The following is a 17,566-nucleotide window of genomic DNA, read 5'->3' as shown; positions in this document are numbered from 1 at the left end:
CCTAGCCGCTCAGCTGTTTCTCCCAGTACTCTACCTGCTCCCTCTCGTAGGGGCCACCCAACTCTAAGACATCGAACCTGCCGAAGCAAGCTTCGAAGAGCTGCAGTCCGCCCTTGCGGTGCTCGCTGACCGCTCTCTGACCCTCGGGCGATACCACGAACTTCACGAACTCGTGCGCTGCGCTGTAGCTAACCCAGGGGAACCTCTCCGGATTCACGAGAATCGCGCGGTAGAAGTTCCTAAGCGAGAGGTCTCCTCTGAAGAGAACCTTCAAGCCCACCCTACTGGCGAAAGCCGCGTAAGTGGAGGAGTCACACAGAGTGTACGCGCGCAGCTGGTCAGCTACCATCAGGGTCTGAGCCATGCCTTGACCGGTCTCGCGGTACCAGGGCTTCCCTCCAGGGCTGAGCCCAGCGCTCGACCAGAGACTCAGCTCTTTCAGGTGCGTACCCGAGTTATCGCCCCGCGAAACAAACACCGCTCTACCAGCCTCACCCGCAGAGTAGACTCTAGAAAAAGCCTCGGCAGCGCTACGCGCTCCTGAAACCCCGGCGGGGTCCTCAGGAGGCCCCAGCACGTAGAACTCGTTACAGGCGAAAGTGACCCCGTGGACTCCGTAGCCTTCGCTGATGAACCTATCTTCAAGCTCTCTATCGTGCGTCAACACCAGGTCAACATCCCCCCTTCTCGCCATCTCGAGCGCTTGGCCTGTCCCAACAGCCACCCACACCACCTCGATGCCCGGGTGCCTGATCTCGAACTCTCTCTTGAGCGTGTCCAGCAGTCCCGATGCGTCGAGGCTCGTCGTAGTCGCTACTCTCACAAGGACTCTCCGCGCCGAGCGCTGGGAAGCCTCCCCGCTCTCGCCCTGCCGAGCGGTGAGAACCAGGTAGAGAGAGACGAAGAGCAGAACCACGAGAACTCCAGCTGCTAAGCGCTTACCCATCGTTTCTCAGAATTTTGATAGCGTATTTAAAATTTCCTGCCATGCCGCTCTGGGAGAGTTATAAGAGGGGGTGCTTCGCCACGCTAGGCTGTCAGCACGGTGGTGCCTTTGAGTAGCCCAAGGGTGGTTGACGACCAGCTGCTGTGCCGCGGGCGCCGGGTCGCGCTTTACCGGAGGATCGTCGAGTGGGATGGGAGGCTTTTCGAGAAGGATCTAGTGTCTTTCGGGCGCTCCGTGGTCATCGTCCCGGAGCTGGCACGGGGTCGGCTGATTTTCGTGCGGCAGTGGCGGGCCCCCATCGCGAAGTGGATTATCGAGCTCCCCGCGGGCCGCGTCGAGCCCGGAGAGGATCCTCGCGAAGCTGCTGCCAGGGAGCTTGAAGAAGAGACGGGGTACCGCGCCGGGGAGCTTGAGAGCCTTGGGCGAGCGTACGTCTCGCCAGGCTACAGCGATGAGCTAATCGAGATCTTTACCGCCAGAAAGCTTGCGAAAGCTGCCGCCCGCCCCGATGAGGGCGAGTTCTTGGAGGTCGTGGAGCTGAACCCTCTCGAGTACATTAGGCTCTGCGGGAGCGGGGAGGGAGACTTGAAGTCGCTCGCAGCTATCCTCCTCTACGCTGAGAGAAGCGGGTGGTTGCGTGGGGCTTAGGCTCGTCGGAGCGCTGTTTTACGTGAGTAAGCTGTACAGCGTGCTGGTCGGCGCAGCGTTCATACTCATCATGACCAGGAACCTCTCCCCGGAGGATTTCGGCGCCTGGGGGGTAATCTCCTCGATACTTGTGTACGCGCTGATGGCTTCCTTCGTGAACTTCTGGGTTACGAGGCTGCGGGCATTCGGCGACGAGAGCGTGACAGCAACAGGCTTCGCTCTTGCTCTCTCCTTTTCTGCTGCAGCCACCGCGCTGCTGGCTCTCCTGTCGCCAGGCATATCCGCCACGTTCGGGATTCCCGAGGCGGCTCTCAAAGTCGTGCTCGCCTACGTGCCCGTCCAGTACGTTAGCGGAGCGCTGTACGCCTCGCTGTACGCGACGAGGCCGGCGGCTGCTGCAACCTCCGAAGTGTTTTTCGAAACCTTCAAGCTAGCGGCTGCTGCTTTCTTCGCGCTGAGAGGCAAGGTGACGCTCACCCACGCTCTCATCGCGGTGCTTTCCGGCCACGTGGCGCAGCTCGCAGCGCTCGCCTACTTCACTAGAAGGGAGCTCTCCCTGCGGCCGAGGCTCGAAACCGCGAGAAAGGTTCTCGGCTACTCATGGATCACAGCCTTGGGCGCGCCTATACCCCTGATCGCTTCCGCAGACGTGCTCCTGATATCGCACTTTTCCGGAAACGATGCGGTTGCGTTCTACACCATCATCTTGCCTTTCGCGAACTTGATCGCCTACTCCTACTTCCTCGGGAGGGGGCTCTACCAGAAGCTCCTCACCACCGACAGCAGCAGCGCGGCAGTGTTCACGGAGGAAGCTCTCAGGCTGGTGCTTGTGATCGGCGTCCCCGCGGCGCTCGGCTCGGTAGCGCTTTCTCAAAGCCTTCTCTACGTCATGAACCCACTCTACGCGGCTGCAGCCCCGGTGCTCAGGGTAGCCTCCTTCACAGCGCTCCTGGGCTCCGTGAACAGTATCCTCTCCGACGCGCTTCAAGGCGTGGAGCGGGCGGACGCTATGAACGCGAAGCCCAGAGAACTGGTAGGGACGGCTTTCTTCAAGCTGGTAGTGCTCAGCTACGCGGGAGCCTTACTGCGCCTAGCGGGCGTCTACGCTGCTGTGCTTCTGCACGCAGACCCCTTGAGCACAGCGCTCTACTCCCGGCTGGCCGGGCTCCTCGTAGAGTTAGCAGTGCTAGCCTGCCTCGCAAAGTGGGCAGCTGCGAAAGGGTTTAAGCTTCTGCCACCAGGAGCCGTGAAGTTCCTCGCAGCGGGCTTAGCGATGTATTGTGCCCTCACCCCGCTAAGCCCCCTGAGGATAAGGGAGGTGCTCCTCGCGGTAGCCCTGGGAGCAGCAGTCTACTTCGCGGTACTTTACGCGATCGACAGCTGGTTCCGGGACGTTGCCAGGCAGCTCTACCGCAGAGCCACCAGCTGGCTTACGCGGGAGCACCGGCCCTAGCCGGGCCCCGAGGCCTGAGAGATCGCGAACAGCTGCGCGGGCGAAACTCTTTTCCCCCGCGTAGCCCCCATCCCTGTTGGTGCGCGCGTACACGCTCGGCTACGGCGGCTTGCCGCCCGAACGCTTCCTCGAAGTGTTGAGCAGTGTAGGCTGCAGAGTGGTGGTTGATGTGCGCAGGTTTCCCCGCTCGCGCGTCGGCTTCTACAGCGGTGAGAGCTTGAAGGTGGAGCTAGAGAGAGTGGGGGTTTCCTACGTCTGGCTCGGCGAGCTCGGGGCGCTCGGCTTGAGCAAGAAGTACAAGGCTGCGGAGCCTATAGCCTGCACGAGCTCACCCACGTTTCAAGCGTACGTAGCCTACCTGGCTACCGAGCCTTTAGCGCTCAACGCCCTCTCGAGGATAAGGGGTATGGCTGCTGAGGGGCTGGCCCCGCTGATCATCTGCAAAGAGAGGAGGCCCGAGCACTGCCACAGGCAGTTTATCGCTGACGCGCTCACCGCGATGGGAGTCGAGGTACTCCACATCATCGGCGAGGAGATGGTAGAACACGCCGGCTCGCCCTGCCGCGAATACTTGTCATCCAAGCTCCCGCGGGAGTTTACACAAAGAGAATGCTGAATTCCCGCCGAGCTCTAAGCGGCTTCGTAGATCTGGCCGGCTCGTGCTCGACCCTCGGTCTTTAACCGTCTAGGATCCGCGCCGGTGCCCGCGGCTCGCAGCAGCGAGCGAGGGCGACTCTGAGCAACCGCGGCGTGTCAACGCGTTGACGCGCTCGTACCGCCGCGGAGCGGCAGTATTCTATCTGGGTAGTTTGACGCAACACCATCCACGCCTCTGCCTTTCAGCTCAGCCGCTAGCGCTGGGTCGTCCACCGTCCACGCTACGACTAGAAGCTTCATCCTGTGAGCGAAGGCGACAGCCTTCTCCGTCGCCAGCCGGTAGTAGGGGAGCACGAACTCGCAGCCTAGGCGCTTCGCTTCAACGATCCCACCCTCCGGCTTGACGTAGATGAGACCCACGTGTGCGGCAGGCTCCGCACCCTTCACCGCCGAAAGGGTCTCCTGGTCAAAGGAAATGAAGAGAACCTGGTCTAGCATGCCGCGCTCCTTTACGAGGCGCAGCGCGGGTGCCGCAGCTTCAAGTTCCTTTATCTCGAGGAAAAGTGCGACCCTGCCCTTCACCTCGTCGAGAACCTCTTCGAGCAGGGGGATCCTCTCCCCCTTCCCGGCATCCAGGCTCCTCAGCTCGGCAGCAGTCATGTCGCGAACCTTGCCCCGGCCGCTCGTCGTCCTGTCCACGGTGTCATCGTGAATCACGACCAGTGCCCCGTCCTTGCTCACCCTGACGTCGACCTCTACAACGTCCGCGCCGATCTCGATAGCCCTCCTGACAGCTCTCAGGGTGTTCTCAGGCTCGTGCCCGCTAGCTCCCCTGTGTGCGACGACGAAAAACCTACCCTTCAAATCGCCGATGAGCATTTACCTTGCTTTTGCGTCCAGCAATAAATTCATCGCTCGGATCACGCAGCGGTAAGCTCTTTGTAGGCGCTAGCGCTGCGGGGCCGCCGGGAGCCTGGCGCGCCTCCGGCTTCGAGAAAGGTAACCCTCCTTCGAACCCCTCCCCCGTGTGGAGAGCGGTATGCGCGCTTCCGCTCACGGGTCACTGGGAGCTGCGCGCCGCTGGGAAGAGGTTCCGCCCGCTCGCCCTCCTCAGTAGAACGAGTGCAGCGATCTGTGTGAGCGTGGCTGTAAGCGCAAGCAACCAGATAGCCACTGGGTGGAGCCTGTAGAGCAGCCCTACCGCGGCTGGAGCTGGAACTTCGACAAGACTGCCGAGAGTGTAGGAGAGAGTTATCGCGTGTCCTCTCTCGAACACTCCGCCGCCGAGCAGCCCGATGAACAGAGCTCGCGCTACGGAGAACTCGGCTCCCCGCAGCCCGGAGAGAGCAGCAGCCGCGAAGGCGAGCTTAGGCTCCAGGCTCGACAGAGAGTAGAGCGCGTAAGCCAGGGAGCCAGCGGTAGCCGACGCGATCAGGTATGCGAGCGGGTTGAGAGGCCTCACCGCGACTGTGAGGACAACCAGGAGGGAGACCGCCGACGAGATCGTTGAGATGAGCCCTACGTCCTCGACGCGCATCCTAGCCCCCCTCTCGTCGTGCAAGTAGAGGGAGAGGTAGCTGAAGACGGAGTAGAGAATCGAAGACAGCATGAAGTAAAGTAGCAGCAGTCCCGCACCGCGATCCGAGAGAACTTCTCGGATGGAGCGAGCGAAGCTGGGCCGGCTCGCACCCCTGCGCGAAGACCCATCACGAGGCTCCTCCAGGGTGAATGCTAGGACGGCGGTCTTAGCCAGGAAGCTGGTAAGAGCGGCGAGAGCGGCGAGCCTGTAGCCGTTCACGATTCCCAGCCGCTCCATTACTACCCCCGCGAGAGGAGGGAGCATGCTCCCAACGATGTAGATCACGGAAGATATCGAGTAGGCAGTCACCAAGGCGTCCTCGTCGGTTCCCGTCACGAGAAGCACCTCCCAGAGGATACTGGAGGCCGCGATAAGTGAGCCTGCTGCGAACGCTAGAGGTAGGAGCTCGCGCTTCCCCGAGATGAGAGGGAGAAGGAAGCCGGCGTTGCCCAGCACATCGATCAGCAGGAAAGCTCTCTTGAAGCCCACCCTAGACGCTAGGGGGACAGCGGCGAAAGGAGTCAGGATCGAGAAGCCTTTTAAGAGGCTCACGAGGAGCCCGTACTCGATCTCGCTGAAACCTAGCTCTACAACGTAGATGGACTGATAGTAGAAGATGGAGGGCATTGGTAAAGACCATCCCGGCTCCGTTAGCAGCAGCCACTTCGCGTTCCTGCCGAGCTTACCTCTCCGCTTAAGCATAGCGCGCCACCGCGGCGAGCAGCCTGTAGTGCTAATCCGCAGACTCTGAGGTCACGCTGAGCTTCCTAAAATATGAGTTTCCTTCGGGTCCGCCGAGCTCAGCATCTGCGAGAAACTGGCGCGAACCCTCTCTAAGCGGTTCCTGTCGGCTGAGCGGCCTCTCCATCCCTCCGAGCGCCACCGGCAGGCAGTTATAGCAGAAGCCCTAGAGAAAAGCGGGTATGCGCCGCCGCGCTACTCTGTACCTGCTGGCTGCGGCTGTACTCCTCACTACCGCTCTCTTAGCAACTCTTCTAGGAGGCGGCGGGGGAAAATCAGCTTTCGAGGAGAGCGCCGGTTTGAGCCCGCAGGATGCGCTAACTGTAATGGTTGATCATGGAGCGAACTGCTTCCGCCTCCGCCTCTTCGTAAACCCGAAACCCCGCGACGAGTGGGGAGGTTTCACGGGTAATGACCTCGACTACACGATCGCTCTCGCGAAGAGAGTGAAGAGTGCTGGCGCCAAGCTGATACTGGATCTTCACTACTCCGACACCTGGGCTGACCCGCAGCGTCAGGAGCCTCCCGCCGCATGGAGAGAGCTGAGCTTTGACCAGCTAGTGGAGCAGGTTTACGCGTACACGCGTGAAGTTATCGCTAGAATGCGGGAAGAGGGAGTGCTGCCGGACATCGTGCAGGTCGGAAACGAGATCACTTGCGGCATGCTGTGGCCGTGGGGAAAGATCTGCGACGTCAGCAACCCAGAAGAGCAGTGGAGCCGCTTCACAGCTCTGCTCAAGGCGGCTATCAGAGGCGTGAGAGAGGGCGCCGGCGGGGAGGATGTTAAGATCATGCTTCACGTCCACGGGCAGGGGTGGAGCACCACGAAGTGGTTTTTCACCAACATCGAGAGATTCAGCGTGCCCTACGACTTGATCGGTATAAGCTACTATCCCTGGTGGCACGGCCCCTTATCGAGCTTAAGGGAGAACGTAGAGAACGCGTATGCGACTTTCGGTAAGAAAGTCCTAATCGTTGAAACCGCGTACCCCTACAAGCCCGTGAACCTGAACGTACTCCCCTACGCTGACTCTAAGCACGCTGCATGGAGCTTCACTCCGCAAGGGCAGGAGCAGTTCCTGCGGGACCTAGCGGAAGCTGTGAACACTCCCGGCTGCGCGGGAATAGTGTGGTGGGAGCCAGCGGTGGCGACCGTGGGAGATCTACGCCCCTGGCTTGGCGGAGCCGCAGCCCTCTTCGACGAAAGCGGGAGAGCTCTACCCGCTCTGAGAGCCTTCAGCGAGATAAGGAAGGTGCGGGGCCCAGACTTCCTGCTGGGGGGCGATGTATCGTCGCTGGGCGAAGTTGAAAGATTGGGGTTCACGTTCTCCGGTTAGGCTCCTTGATGCTATCTGCAGCGCTCCTCTACCTCTCCGACGTTCAACCCCGACCCAGCTTGACCGTCGACCTGCTAACCCATCTCGATTCTAGCGCTCTCAACTTCATGGGCATTGACCAATGCTGTTAACCACGCGCTCTGACCTTTCCAGCGCTCTCACAGCCCAGTGTCCAAGCTTAGGGTCGCTCGCAAGCTCCCTCAGGCGGGGGACAGCCTCCTTAACCTCTTCAATAGTTCTCGCGAGGTATCGGCACCGCGCACTTACACTAGTAGGCTTCTCTCCTCGCAGCTTAGCTCCACCCTCCATGAAGCCCTCGGGGAAGTAGAAGTCTTTCAGGAGCGTGAAGCCAAATTGGAACAGCGTAAAGCCCAGCCTCGTCACGTGGGGTGGCAGACCGAGGCGCAGCAAGGCCTCGGTTTCAGGGTCGTAGCCGTACTCAAAGTACAGTGCATCCCCGCCTTCAAGCTCGCTTGCTAGCTCTCCGACAAGCTCGCTCTCCAGAGCTGAGCCGGCGAACACGAAAGAGCCTTCCTCCGCCTCAACGCGGGGAAGCACCGCGAAGATTTCAGCCCACCGTCTGTAGTAGGGGGGCCTACCGCTGAAGCACTTCGCGACGAGTAAGCGCTTACCGTATAGCCACAGCTCGAAATTCCCTTCCTCTCGAAAACGGCCCGGTTTCTCGACCAAGCCTAGCCGGTGCCTTTCAGCTAGGGCTCGCAGCGCTCGCGCACAGAACATGGTTGTTCAGAAGCTCTGCCTAAACCTATATCTCTAGCTTTGTGGAGAAAAGCGCGCGTGAGCTCTCACGCAGGAATCCTCTACTAACGCTGGCCGCAGAGGAGCTTGCGAAGACTCGATGGAATGCGTTAAGAGCTGAGACACCCCCACAGGCGCGCTGGAGTGAGAAAATCCCCCTTTAGGCGCAGCATCAGAGCAGCTTTACCCAGTACCTCGCAGCATCTCTCAGCACCACGCTCTTCTCCCTGAGCCTTTCAAACTCCTCCGGAGTGTAAAGGAGGAGCTCCACCGAGATCGTGTCGGGCAGCAATCGCCTCACGAGAGAGTACCTTTTCCCCAAATCCAGCCCCTGGAATGCTGGGGAAATTACAATGAGATCGACATCACTGTCCCTCAGCCAGTCGCCTCGAGCATAGCTCCCGAAGAGGTAAACCTCGGCGGGTCCCAGCTGAGCCTTCACCTTCTCCACGAACTCCCTTAAGATCTCCTTGAGCTCCGAGGGGACATTCACGCTATTTAAGCCCTGCAGCTCTCCCAACATACTCTACCACCTCCTCAGCGACCTTCAGCAGCTTATCGGCTAGACCCCTGCTAATACCCTCCCAAGGTCTCTCTAGGCCTGCGTTAGGGTACCTAGCAACAGTGTAGAATGGTGAAAGCTCCATTACTCCGGCTCTTAGGTCCTCCGGCAGCTCTAGCCCGAGGATCGAAAGCAAGCGAGTTAAATCGTGAGTTCTGGGCGGCGGCTCCCTCTTGAAAACCATGAGAGCTGATTTTAACGCTTTTTCAACTGCCTGGTGAGCCGCGAAGACCGCCCAGTTGTACCTTCCCTCCCTGAAAGCAGAGCGGGCTTCAGCTAGATCTACGAGCGCTCCCTCGTACCAGGCCCTAGCCTCCTCTCTCACGATGAGAGCACAAGTGAAAGAAACTCCACACCTCTTAATTTTTACCTTAAAAGCCTGTTACATGAACCCTACCGCTGACTTGAGCCGATCTCCATAACAGCAAAGCGGCTCGAGGTGAGCTGAAGAGTAAGCGAGCTTAACGGTCCTGCTGCCCAGCTAAGTTTTGGGCGCAGTCCGCTCGGAGTGCTGATATAACCCTCGAGGCACCGCGAGCAACCGCAGGAGACAGTGACAGCTCGCGCAGCACGCTAGCCGTAGCGAAAGTCTCGGCTCGAGGAGGGCTTCTCCGGAGGCGTGGAGGAGCACGGCCGCGTTTTCATCGAAAATTTTTTAATCCGCTCCTCGACGAGTGGCAGTTCATTGGGGAGGGGGATCGTCGGGGTGGGGATGGGATGGGGGAGGAAGGGGGTGAAGATGAGAAGAGTGGCCTACGCAGAGAAGTAGGGCTTTTCGGAGCGTTTAGCATCGGCTATGCAGACGTGGGGGCTGACATCTACATCACGCTGGGCCTTGTAGTCCTCTACGCTGCAGGCGCCGCACCCCTCGCTCTAGCGCTGGCGGCTGTGGTATACGTGCTCACCGGGTTGACTTACGCTAAGCTAAGCCGAGTGTACCCGGTGGCGGGAGGTGCCCAGTACTACGCGTATGCGAGGTTCGGGCCCCTGCACGGTTTCCTTGCGGGCTGGGGGCTCATGCTGGACTACATTGTTGACGTCGCGCTCTTCGCTTTGGCCTCTGTAGGCTACCTCGGCTTCCTCGTCAAGCTGGTGACCGGGAGCAGCTTCCTCCTGGAGAACCCGAACTACGCTTTCGCGGCTTGCGTCCTCACGGTTTTTCTCATCGGCATCAACCTCCTCGGAATTAAGGTGTCGAGCAGGTTCAACGAGTACATAGTGGCGGCAGACTTCCTGACGATATTCCTGGTCATCGGTGTGGGCGGCTTACTCCTCGCCGCAAGCGGGTCTCTAAGGCTGCGGCTGCCGGCCATCGGCAGCGAAGTCTCCATGAGCAACTTCCTTCACGCGACGACTATAGCGATGGCGTCCTACGTTGGGGTCGAAGCTGCCTCGCAAGCCGCAGAGGAGGTGAGAAACCCGGAGAAGAACGTCCCAAAGGCTATCCTCCTCGCCGTGGCCGCCACCGTGCTCGTGGCTCTCACAGCGTCTATCCTCTTCTCCTCGCTCGGGAACTTGAGCGAGGAGGATGTCCAGCACCCCTTCTCAACCCTGGCGAAGTCTATACCTGTCTTCGGGCCCTACCTGGCTGTTCTGACAGGGCTGATGGGTTTTCTCCTCAACGCAGCGTCGGCGAACTCGGGCGTCATCGGAGTTTCGAGAGTGATATTCTCTATGAGCAGGACGAACCTCCTGCCGAAAGCTCTGCAGCGAGTGAACTCTAGAGGCGTGCCGGACGTGGCGCTAGCGGTTTCCGGCGCTGTCGCGGCAAGCCTCCTCCTGACCCACGCTCTTCTCCCGAGCGCGCACCTCCTCGAAGTAATCGCTTCGCTCTACAACTTTGGCGCGCTAATCGCGTACATGTACGCGCACCTAGCCCTCACGTCGCTGAACTGGAAAACCAACCCCCACTTCAGAATCAAGCCTGTGCTGCAGCCCATAGCAGGGCTAGTGGCGTGCGCCGCGATGTGGTCCCTCCTCTTCATCCTGCACGGGGAGGGCAGGCTGCTCGCCACTCTGTGGATCATCGCGGGCATCGCAATGTTCCTATTCAGCTCCAGAAAATCACGGTAGCCAGCAGGTAGAGGCCAAGAACGATGAACGCGGTGCCGGCAGCCTTCCTCACGGCAGCGGGGCTGAGCTTCTCTTTAAAAGCATGCGCTGCCGCCACGCCAATACAGTTGGCTGCGAGGTAACCGGACGCGCCTGCAGCTAGCGCTTGAACCACATCACCGGTGAGAGCGGCGGCGAGAATGCTCGCAATCTGCGTCTTATCGCCGATCTCGGCTGCGGTGAGAACTAGAAAGTAGGCGAGAAGGTTACCACCGCCCCTGACTGTTTTGGCATCACGCTCGCTCGCAAGCAGCGTGAAAACTCCGAGAGCGATGAAGCCCGCGCCGGAGAAGGCTTTGATAAAGCTGCTGTAGCCGCTGAGCGCGGCTGCAGCCCCGCACGCGAGAGCGACCGGCACCGCGTTAGCGAGAAGGTAGGCAGCAGTGGAGAGAAGCAGCGTAGCCAGCGGGCCTGACGCTACGGAGAAAGCAGCGGTGGCGATCATCGTCTTATCGCCGATCTCGGCGAGGAACACGGATACGGCGACGCTGAGCGCGCTCCTCAAAGGCTCCTCCGACACATTACGCGAGAGCGCTCGGGCTGCTTAAAATACATATTGTCAGAGCTCCCCCGCCTTAAGCTTCTCGAGAAGCTCGCAGAGGCTACTTACTTCAAAGCCGTAGCGCAGGGTTCTCAGCTCTGGCAGATACCTCCGAACTCTACGCACGATAACCTCGTTGTCGTCTACGAAGAGCGCTTCCTCGGGCTTCACACCCAGTGTTTTGAGAATCTTCTTTATCATCTCCTCCTTGCGGGGGTGAGGCTCGATAACCACAGCGTCAAAGTAGGCTGTGAGCCCCAGCACATCCAGCGCCGCGGCCGCGGGCTCTCTCCAGTTCCAGCTCGCGACAGCCAGCTTGATGCCGCTCCTCTTAGCGTGGAGCAGCAGCTCCTCAGCGCACTCCCTGAGCTTCACTAGAGTGCCTGAAGCATCCACAGCAGCACCCTGGCCTAGAGGTCGAAACGGCGGAGTGGCCTGGGAGATATCGGGGTGGTTCCATAGGGTCTGGTCCAAGTCGAGTATGAGCAGCTTGACAGCCACACCCTCCTCCGCAGCAACCCTCAGTTAAAGCTTGCACGGGCGCTGGGTAGGCAGGGCGCTCGAGGCGGGGGCCCCTACTCGATGATTCTTCTAAGCGCTGTGCTGGCGAGCGTGATTATGCTCGCCGAGAACACTGCCACGATGCAGATGTTGTAGAGGCTATCGAGGTAGGCTCCGTAGACCAGCGCGTCTCGCAGCGCTTGGATCACGTAGGTTAAAGGGTTGCCTAGGCTGATCAGCTTTATGGGAAGCGGCATGATCTCGACAGGGTAGATTGCGTTGCTCGCGAAGAATAGGGGCATCGTTACGGCTTGAATGATCCCCATGAACCTCTCCCTGGTCTTCATGAATGCAGCTAAGAGGATGGAGAGAGCGGTCAGCCCCGCTGCGCCGACGAAGACAGCCACCATCGCTAGAAGAAGGGCTTCGGGCGCCAGGATGATTTTCGCGCCCAGGGGGAGCGCAACCACGAGGACCACGAAAAGCTGCGTTAGGGCGCGCGCTGCCCCCGCGAGAGATCTTCCGAGAGTTATCGTGAAGTGGCTGAGGGGGAGCGTGAGAACTTTCTTCAAGATCCCTGACTCGCGCTCCCATACAAGCATGATGCCGTAAGCCATCGCGATGAACGACGTGGACTGCATGAGAACGCCGGGCGTTATGTAGGTGAGATAGTCCACCGACCCTGTGGGTATCGCTCTTATCCTGCTCATTGCTGTGCCGAAGACACCGATCCAGAGTATCGGCTGGACAGCTCGAGTAAACACCTCAGTAGGGTCGTGGCGGAGCCTCCGCAGCTCTAACTCTACGAAGACGAGAACTTTCATTAAGCTCAAGCTAACCACCCCTCCTAATAGCCCTCCTCGTCGCCAACACAGCTCGGAAGCTCTCCGCTTCAGCCTCCTCGAACGTTTTACCCGTCAGCTTGATGAAGACGTCCTCCAAGGTAGGGTTCCTCAAGCTAACCTGCTCGACGCTCACTCCCCCCTCGACGAGAGCCTTCATCACCTGAACCACGCCGTGTTCGGCGTCGTCAAGCCGCACAACCAGAGGGTTCTTCGAAGATACTAGGATAGCGCCCGGCACCTGGGAGAGCAGCTGCACAGCCTTCTCAACCCCGCTGCCGATGTAGATCCGAACCACAGAGCTCTCGCCGACCAGCTTCACCAGCTCCTCCGGGGTCCCCTCAGCCACCACCTCACCTCGGTTTATCACAGTTACTTTGTGAGCGTACCTCTCTGCTTCATCCATGTAGTGCGTGTTGAAAACCACAGTAGCATTGTACTCCTTCACGTACTCCAGGATTTTCGACCAAACCAGCTCTCTAGCCCTCGGGTCTAAACCGATCGTCGGCTCGTCGAGGAAGAGCACGCTCGGGCTAACCATGAGCGCAGCCGCGAGCTCGAGCCTCCTGATCATCCCTCCCGAGTAGGTTTTCACGAGCCTGCCCGCCGCCTCGCGCAGGTCCATGAAGTCGAGCATGTTCCAGACAACTCTCTCGCGCCGGTCCCCGGGGATGCCGTACAGCTTCGCGTAAATACGCAAGTTCTCGTACCCTGTGAGGTCGCTCCACACGGAGAACTCCTGCGGGACGTAGCCGATGTGCCTCCTGACTCTGCTAGCCTCGCGAACCACGTGGTATCCTAGAACCCATGCTTCGCCCGACGTGGGCCTCAGCTGAGTTGTTAAGATCCTCATCATCGTTGTCTTGCCGGCACCATTAGGGCCTAGCACACCCCGAACTTCACCTTCATCAACTCTCATCGAAACTCCTGAGAGCGCCTGAACGCCTTTGAAGCTCTTCACCAGGCTTTCCGCGACTACAGCTGCCGGCGCCTGAACCACCTCCTGCTCTCTCAAACTCCGACGGGGAGTCGAAGCCTGTGGGAATTCATGCTCTAATTCGTTTCGATTCGAAGAAACTGTTGAGCTCCGCGAAGCTTACGCTCTCACTTCTCCGTGGTACTCCTACCGGCATGATGTATAGCGGAGTCTCCTCCGGCCGAAGAGAAAGAACCCTGGAAACATCCTCGTCGTCGAAAGCACCTATGGCCACAGTGCCTAGGCCGAGCGCGGTCGCCATCAAGTAGATGTTCTGGCCCGCGTGACCCACCTCCATCGGCACGTACCTCGTGCGGCCGCGCTCGCCGTAGATTTCCACAACTTTCGAGTAGACAGCGGTGATAACCAGGCTAACGGGAGCTTGGCCGACCCAGATCTGCTTCAAAGCCGCTTTCTGCAGCTCGCTCCGTAGATCGCCGGGAATCTTCAACAGTAGAAAGTGCTTGGGTGCATCGTACAGGTAAACGCCAGCCGGCAGCCTGTCCCCATTCTCTTTGACTACACCTCCCTCCCCGACAACAGCATACAAGTTCAGCGGGTAGGTGGCTCCCGCGCTAGGCACCGTCCTGCGCTCCAACCGGTCGGTTATCCCGTTCGCTGCCCACAAGATCATCGCAAGCTGTCTGAGCTTCACCGGTTCTCCAGTGAAAGAACGCGTGCTGCGGCGCAGTAGGAGGGCTTCCTCCAGAGAGAGCATTGAGAGCCTCTGAAGGTGAGGTAGAAGAACCACCTCTTCCCGCATCCCCTCCACCATAGCCGTGAGGGTAATGTGAGAGTAGATAAGGCTTGCGCGCTAGGTCCCGTGCCGGTGTTCATCCCCTTCGGCTGTTGCTGGCCTCTGGGGCCCGCCCTGCGGCTTCTGCTGTTTTGAACCGCGGAGAACCGGGGTGGGTCATGAGGGAGGGGGTCGGCTGCCCGCCTCCCCGGCTGTGGCTTACACCCTCCTCCTTTCAGAGCCCCCGCCACCGGTGCACTTCTGAGAGGGGCCTCCCGGTTGGTAGCGGGGGTGGGCCCTCAGCACCTTATCCCGTCGAAAGGAGTGAGGGGCATCACGAAGGAGGGTGTCACCTTCCTCTACGCGGGGAAGCTCCTCGAAGAGACGCTTAAGCAAGCGCTAGATGAGGCTTTGCCGCGTTGAGAGTTCTAAACTCTCTATTCTTTTTTCCTCTCGTGTTTTGGGGGGTTAGAGCAGTATAGTTCCGCGCCGGTGCTCATCCCCCTTCATCGGCTTGGGCCTCCGGGCCCACCCTCCGGCCTCCCCGGCTCTTGGCCGTGGACGACCGGGGCGGGTCATGGGGGTGGCCGCTTAAGGGCGGCCTGCTCGCGCCTTTCAGCGCCCCGTCGCCGGAGCGCCTCCCGGCTGCTCTCCCCCTCGTCGCGCACGCGGCCCCCCGGGAGCGCCCCCCGAACGGGCTCGACGTCCGGGCGGGGGTCCCGGGAAGCGGGGCCCTCTAGGGCGCGGCGGTTGAGCTCTGCGGTTGCCTTTGCTCCGGCTGGATTAGCGTAGTTCCTCGCGAGCGCTTTGGGGTGGGCTCTGAGCCACTTTCTCAGCGTGTCGGCGAGCGTCGGTGGTAGGGCTTCGAGGGCTGCGTTGAAAGCTCCGCCGTAGTCCCGGTCGACTACGATGCCGCAGCAGGGGCACCGGTAGTAGCGGTGCTCCACCTCCTCGCACCAGCTGCTGCAGAGGGGGCACACCCTGCCGGAGGCACGCACCCTCCGGTAGAGCGCCCCCTCGTAAGCGCAGAGGTTCTTGACGAGCTTGACTACGCGCAGGTAGGTCTTCTGCAGCCTACTGTTCCTCAAGCTCCCAGAGTCGGGGACGTCGATAGCGATTACTGCCCTACCTCCTGCCTCGCGGATGAGCTGCCTGAGCTCGTGCACCACCTTCCGGGCCCAGCGCCTCCTCGCCATCCTCGCCGCCCGCTCCAGCTGGCAGCGGAGCCTGTCGGCGCGCTCCGTTGTCAAGGTACCCGTTCTCTCCTCCAGCCTCCTCACCCTCTCGAGCGCCCACCGCCAGAGCTGGAGCTCCTCCTCCGTGGCGTTGTCCGGCGGTTCCGGCGGCAGGCCCTGGGCGATCTTCCGGAGCACGCTCGCCATCGTTAGGAATAGGGTGTCGTTCGGCGGCTGCCACCGCATCGGCGACTTCGGTACCCTAACTCCGTCCTCTTTGATGTCGAAGACGACGACGGTGAGGCCGTACACGCTGTTCAAGTCCATCGCTACCACCCTGACGGGCGGCTCGAGCCGGACGACGCTGAAGTCGCTGCACTCCTCCCTGAACGCCCACCACTTCGGCGGGCTCCTGAAAGCGACGATGCGGAGCCTGCCCCGGCACGTCAGCTGCACTATGAACTCCGGCTTAGGGTCCAGCCGGAGATCCCCCTCCAGCGCTTTGAGCAGTGAGGGCTTCAGGTGGATCTGGATCCCCGCGCAGGGGATCCGCAGCTCGCCCCTGCTGAGGTCGATGACCACAGGCACGCTGTCGCTGCCGTGGATTCTCTTCCCGTCCTTGATGACTTTGACCAGCAGGTGGTACGGTGGATCGCGCCTGGGCGGGGTCCTTTTCCCCGCCTGCTCCCGCATCTCCAGCACCACCGCTCTCTCCTCCTCCCAGCTCTCAAGGCAGCGGAACGCGCTCTTCGGCAGCGAAGGATCCCTCTGTACGAGGCGCTGGTGGAGCTTCGCGAGCTCTCCCCTCACTCTCCTGTTCAACTCCACCCTGAAGACCCTGAAGCCCTCCCCGGGGGCCTTCTTCTCGGGGACTCCCCTCGCCGTGCTGGCCCCCATCCGCCCCCAGCTTCACTTGCCCAAACCCTATTTATGGCCGCAAGGGACGCGGGGGCGTTGCCCCCGGGAGAGTGGTGCCGGCGCTTGAGGAGAAGCTGGCTCACCCTCTACAAGCCTTCGCCACGGGGTGAGCGGCGTGGAGCGGCTCGCGAGCAGCGAGGGCAGGAAGGAGCTAGGGAGGAGGCTGGAGGAGCGGGTTGAGAAGCGCGGAGCTCCGGCAGCTTTTCGGCGAGTACGGGTTCGGGGGTTGGCGCTCGGAGGCTGCTGCGCGCTGCGGTGAGGGATCTGTGTTCTTCAGCCTGCCCCGCAGCCTGCTGGAGCGGTACGGCTCGCTGATCGCTGAGGTGCGCGACGGCTTGGAGGGTGCTGGGGGCGAGGTTTGGGATGAGCTGACGTTCCACGGCAGCACCGCGGTGGTGGTGAGGGGCGCTACGGCGTGGGTGAAGGTGGGCTACCCTCCCTCAAAGCTCTACACCGCTAGGTTCAGGAGGAGCGTGAGCGCCGAGGAAGCGGTGGTGGCGCTGGCGGCAAAGCGCCTCATCCCCCCAGGGGAAGTGAAGGTCGCCGCGGAGGGAGGGGTCTCAACCTTCCAGGCGGGCAGCCTTGTCGAAGAAACGGTCAGGCGGGCACTGGAGGAGGCCCTACCCCGCTGAAAACTTAAGCATCTTTTTCTTCTTTTTTCTCTCTCGTGCTCCGGGGCTAGCGCGGCGCCTCCGCGCAGGGTGAAGGTTTAGAGCTGTCGCTGTGGCTGCCACCACAGTCAGGGTGGGGGCGCTAGTATCCACAAAGCCTTCGGGGTTGCGAGGCTGAAGCCGGTGAGCGTAGCGTTCAACGTCTCAGGGCGCATAGCGCTGGTGTGCTTGAGGGAAGGCTGGCTCACCGTGTACACGGCTTTCATCTGGGAGTGAAGGTATGGAGAAGCTGGCGTGCGCTGAAGCTAGAGGCTGACTAGCAGGTTTCTCTCGAGGAGGATGAGGCAGAGCTTGCGCGCCACGCTGCGGGACTTCACCTTTACCAGTAGGGCTGAAGGGCTCTGCTCCACCTGAGCGGCGAAGCTCTCGACCAGTGAGAGGGCCTCGGGCTTAGCGACGATGACGTAGTACCCTGCTGGGTCGCGCTTCCTCAGCAGTTCGTCGCAAAGCCTTCTCACGTGGGCAGATGTGG

20 protein-coding genes are annotated in these 17,566 nt (G+C 60.8%); 7 read left to right on the top strand and 13 right to left on the bottom strand.

The annotated features are described in order from the left end of the window. Position 1: 1 nt before the first annotated feature. Positions 2-946, bottom strand: coding sequence for a substrate-binding domain-containing protein (locus QXU72_02840; GenBank protein ID MEM0494190.1), 945 nt, complete (start codon positions 944-946; stop codon positions 2-4). 108 nt (positions 947-1,054) lie between these two features. On the opposite strand from QXU72_02840, the gene QXU72_02835 reads away from it, so the two are divergent. The 3 genes from QXU72_02835 (at position 1,055) to QXU72_02825 (ending at position 3,663) form a co-directional block, all read left to right on the top strand. Next, positions 1,055-1,594: an NUDIX hydrolase gene (locus tag QXU72_02835; GenBank protein ID MEM0494189.1), complete on the top strand. Its 540-nt coding sequence runs from the start codon at positions 1,055-1,057 to the stop codon at positions 1,592-1,594. Then, positions 1,584-3,047 (top strand): hypothetical protein, encoded by a 1,464-nt coding sequence (locus tag QXU72_02830; GenBank protein MEM0494188.1) that lies wholly within the window; start codon positions 1,584-1,586, stop codon positions 3,045-3,047. The genes QXU72_02835 and QXU72_02830 overlap by 11 nt, the downstream gene beginning before the upstream one ends. A gap of 79 nt (positions 3,048-3,126) precedes the next feature. Then, the gene (locus tag QXU72_02825) at positions 3,127-3,663 is read left to right on the top strand and encodes a DUF488 family protein (GenBank protein MEM0494187.1); all 537 of its coding nucleotides are present in this window, start codon (positions 3,127-3,129) and stop codon (positions 3,661-3,663) included. A 137-nt stretch (positions 3,664-3,800) separates the two neighbouring features. On the opposite strand, the gene QXU72_02820 is transcribed toward QXU72_02825, so the two are convergent. Both QXU72_02820 and QXU72_02815 read right to left on the bottom strand, forming a co-directional pair. Further along, entirely contained in the window at positions 3,801-4,523 is a 723-nt protein-coding gene (locus tag QXU72_02820; GenBank protein ID MEM0494186.1) for a glycerophosphodiester phosphodiesterase family protein, read from the bottom strand. A gap of 181 nt (positions 4,524-4,704) precedes the next feature. Then, a complete protein-coding gene (locus QXU72_02815) occupies positions 4,705-5,925 on the bottom strand; it encodes an MFS transporter (protein ID MEM0494185.1) in 1,221 nt (406 codons plus the stop codon). A 221-nt stretch (positions 5,926-6,146) separates the two neighbouring features. On the opposite strand from QXU72_02815, the gene QXU72_02810 reads away from it, so the two are divergent. Then, positions 6,147-7,301 (top strand): glycosyl hydrolase 53 family protein, encoded by a 1,155-nt coding sequence (locus tag QXU72_02810; protein ID MEM0494184.1) that lies wholly within the window; start codon positions 6,147-6,149, stop codon positions 7,299-7,301. A 105-nt stretch (positions 7,302-7,406) separates the two neighbouring features. Here QXU72_02810 and QXU72_02805 read toward each other — a convergent pair whose 3' ends face one another. The 3 genes from QXU72_02805 to QXU72_02795 form a co-directional block, all read right to left on the bottom strand. Further along, on the bottom strand, positions 7,407-8,042 hold the full coding sequence (locus tag QXU72_02805; protein MEM0494183.1) for a DUF1122 family protein: 636 nt from the start codon (positions 8,040-8,042) through the stop codon (positions 7,407-7,409). Between the two features lie 190 nt (positions 8,043-8,232). After that, complete coding sequence (locus QXU72_02800; protein ID MEM0494182.1) at positions 8,233-8,583, bottom strand: nucleotidyltransferase domain-containing protein; 351 nt, start codon at positions 8,581-8,583, stop codon at positions 8,233-8,235. Then, a complete protein-coding gene (locus QXU72_02795; protein MEM0494181.1) occupies positions 8,555-8,947 on the bottom strand; it encodes a HEPN domain-containing protein in 393 nt (130 codons plus the stop codon). The genes QXU72_02800 and QXU72_02795 overlap by 29 nt, the downstream gene beginning before the upstream one ends. Positions 8,948-9,339: 392 nt before the next feature. Here QXU72_02795 and QXU72_02790 point away from each other — a divergent pair, with 392 nt between their 5' ends. Beyond that, positions 9,340-10,695 carry an APC family permease gene (locus tag QXU72_02790; GenBank protein MEM0494180.1) on the top strand — a complete coding sequence of 452 codons (1,356 nt, stop codon included), beginning with the start codon at positions 9,340-9,342 and terminating at the stop codon, positions 10,693-10,695. Here QXU72_02790 and QXU72_02785 read toward each other — a convergent pair. From QXU72_02785 to QXU72_02765, 5 genes are all read right to left on the bottom strand, one after another. Next, complete coding sequence (locus QXU72_02785) at positions 10,673-11,254, bottom strand: TMEM165/GDT1 family protein (protein ID MEM0494179.1); 582 nt, start codon at positions 11,252-11,254, stop codon at positions 10,673-10,675. The genes QXU72_02790 and QXU72_02785 overlap by 23 nt on opposite strands. Before the next feature lie 39 nt (positions 11,255-11,293). Next, on the bottom strand, positions 11,294-11,776 hold the full coding sequence (locus QXU72_02780; GenBank protein ID MEM0494178.1) for a magnesium-dependent phosphatase-1: 483 nt from the start codon (positions 11,774-11,776) through the stop codon (positions 11,294-11,296). A 74-nt stretch (positions 11,777-11,850) separates the two neighbouring features. Continuing rightward, positions 11,851-12,600 (bottom strand): ABC transporter permease, encoded by a 750-nt coding sequence (locus QXU72_02775; protein MEM0494177.1) that lies wholly within the window; start codon positions 12,598-12,600, stop codon positions 11,851-11,853. A gap of 10 nt (positions 12,601-12,610) precedes the next feature. Then, entirely contained in the window at positions 12,611-13,633 is a 1,023-nt protein-coding gene (locus tag QXU72_02770) for an ABC transporter ATP-binding protein (protein MEM0494176.1), read from the bottom strand. A gap of 31 nt (positions 13,634-13,664) precedes the next feature. Beyond that, positions 13,665-14,369 carry a SagB/ThcOx family dehydrogenase gene (locus QXU72_02765; GenBank protein MEM0494175.1) on the bottom strand — a complete coding sequence of 235 codons (705 nt, stop codon included), beginning with the start codon at positions 14,367-14,369 and terminating at the stop codon, positions 13,665-13,667. Between the two features lie 240 nt (positions 14,370-14,609). Between QXU72_02765 and QXU72_02760 the strand changes: the two genes are divergently transcribed. Then, the gene (locus QXU72_02760; protein MEM0494174.1) at positions 14,610-14,753 is read left to right on the top strand and encodes a hypothetical protein; all 144 of its coding nucleotides are present in this window, start codon (positions 14,610-14,612) and stop codon (positions 14,751-14,753) included. Positions 14,754-14,905: 152 nt separating this feature from the next. Here QXU72_02760 and QXU72_02755 read toward each other — a convergent pair whose 3' ends face one another. Beyond that, entirely contained in the window at positions 14,906-16,402 is a 1,497-nt protein-coding gene (locus QXU72_02755) for a hypothetical protein (GenBank protein MEM0494173.1), read from the bottom strand. A 197-nt stretch (positions 16,403-16,599) separates the two neighbouring features. On the opposite strand from QXU72_02755, the gene QXU72_02750 reads away from it, so the two are divergent. Beyond that, positions 16,600-17,055, top strand: coding sequence for a hypothetical protein (locus QXU72_02750; GenBank protein ID MEM0494172.1), 456 nt, complete (start codon positions 16,600-16,602; stop codon positions 17,053-17,055). A 284-nt stretch (positions 17,056-17,339) separates the two neighbouring features. Here QXU72_02750 and QXU72_02745 read toward each other — a convergent pair whose 3' ends face one another. Then, positions 17,340-17,552, bottom strand: coding sequence for a hypothetical protein (locus QXU72_02745; GenBank protein MEM0494171.1), 213 nt, complete (start codon positions 17,550-17,552; stop codon positions 17,340-17,342). Positions 17,553-17,566 lie beyond the last annotated feature (14 nt).

The organism is Thermofilum sp. (assembly GCA_038741495.1).
Classification (GTDB): Archaea; Thermoproteota; Thermoprotei; order Thermofilales; family Thermofilaceae; genus Thermofilum.
The sequence above is the reverse complement of the archived record's forward strand: the minus strand, read 5'-3'. Positions and strand labels throughout refer to the sequence as shown.

Coding starts and splice junctions, on each gene's coding strand:
- QXU72_02755 (MEM0494173.1), bottom strand. CDS start 16,402: ATGGGGGCCAGCACGGCGAGGGGAGTCCCCGAGAAGAAGGCCCCCGGG.
- QXU72_02820 (MEM0494186.1), bottom strand. CDS start 4,523: ATGCTCATCGGCGATTTGAAGGGTAGGTTTTTCGTCGTCGCACACAGG.
- QXU72_02840 (MEM0494190.1), bottom strand. CDS start 946: ATGGGTAAGCGCTTAGCAGCTGGAGTTCTCGTGGTTCTGCTCTTCGTC.
- QXU72_02810 (MEM0494184.1), top strand. CDS start 6,147: ATGCGCCGCCGCGCTACTCTGTACCTGCTGGCTGCGGCTGTACTCCTC.
- QXU72_02775 (MEM0494177.1), bottom strand. CDS start 12,600: ATGAAAGTTCTCGTCTTCGTAGAGTTAGAGCTGCGGAGGCTCCGCCAC.
- QXU72_02805 (MEM0494183.1), bottom strand. CDS start 8,042: ATGTTCTGTGCGCGAGCGCTGCGAGCCCTAGCTGAAAGGCACCGGCTA.
- QXU72_02815 (MEM0494185.1), bottom strand. CDS start 5,925: ATGCTTAAGCGGAGAGGTAAGCTCGGCAGGAACGCGAAGTGGCTGCTG.
- QXU72_02790 (MEM0494180.1), top strand. CDS start 9,340: ATGGGGGAGGAAGGGGGTGAAGATGAGAAGAGTGGCCTACGCAGAGAA.
- QXU72_02800 (MEM0494182.1), bottom strand. CDS start 8,583: ATGTTGGGAGAGCTGCAGGGCTTAAATAGCGTGAATGTCCCCTCGGAG.
- QXU72_02765 (MEM0494175.1), bottom strand. CDS start 14,369: ATGGTGGAGGGGATGCGGGAAGAGGTGGTTCTTCTACCTCACCTTCAG.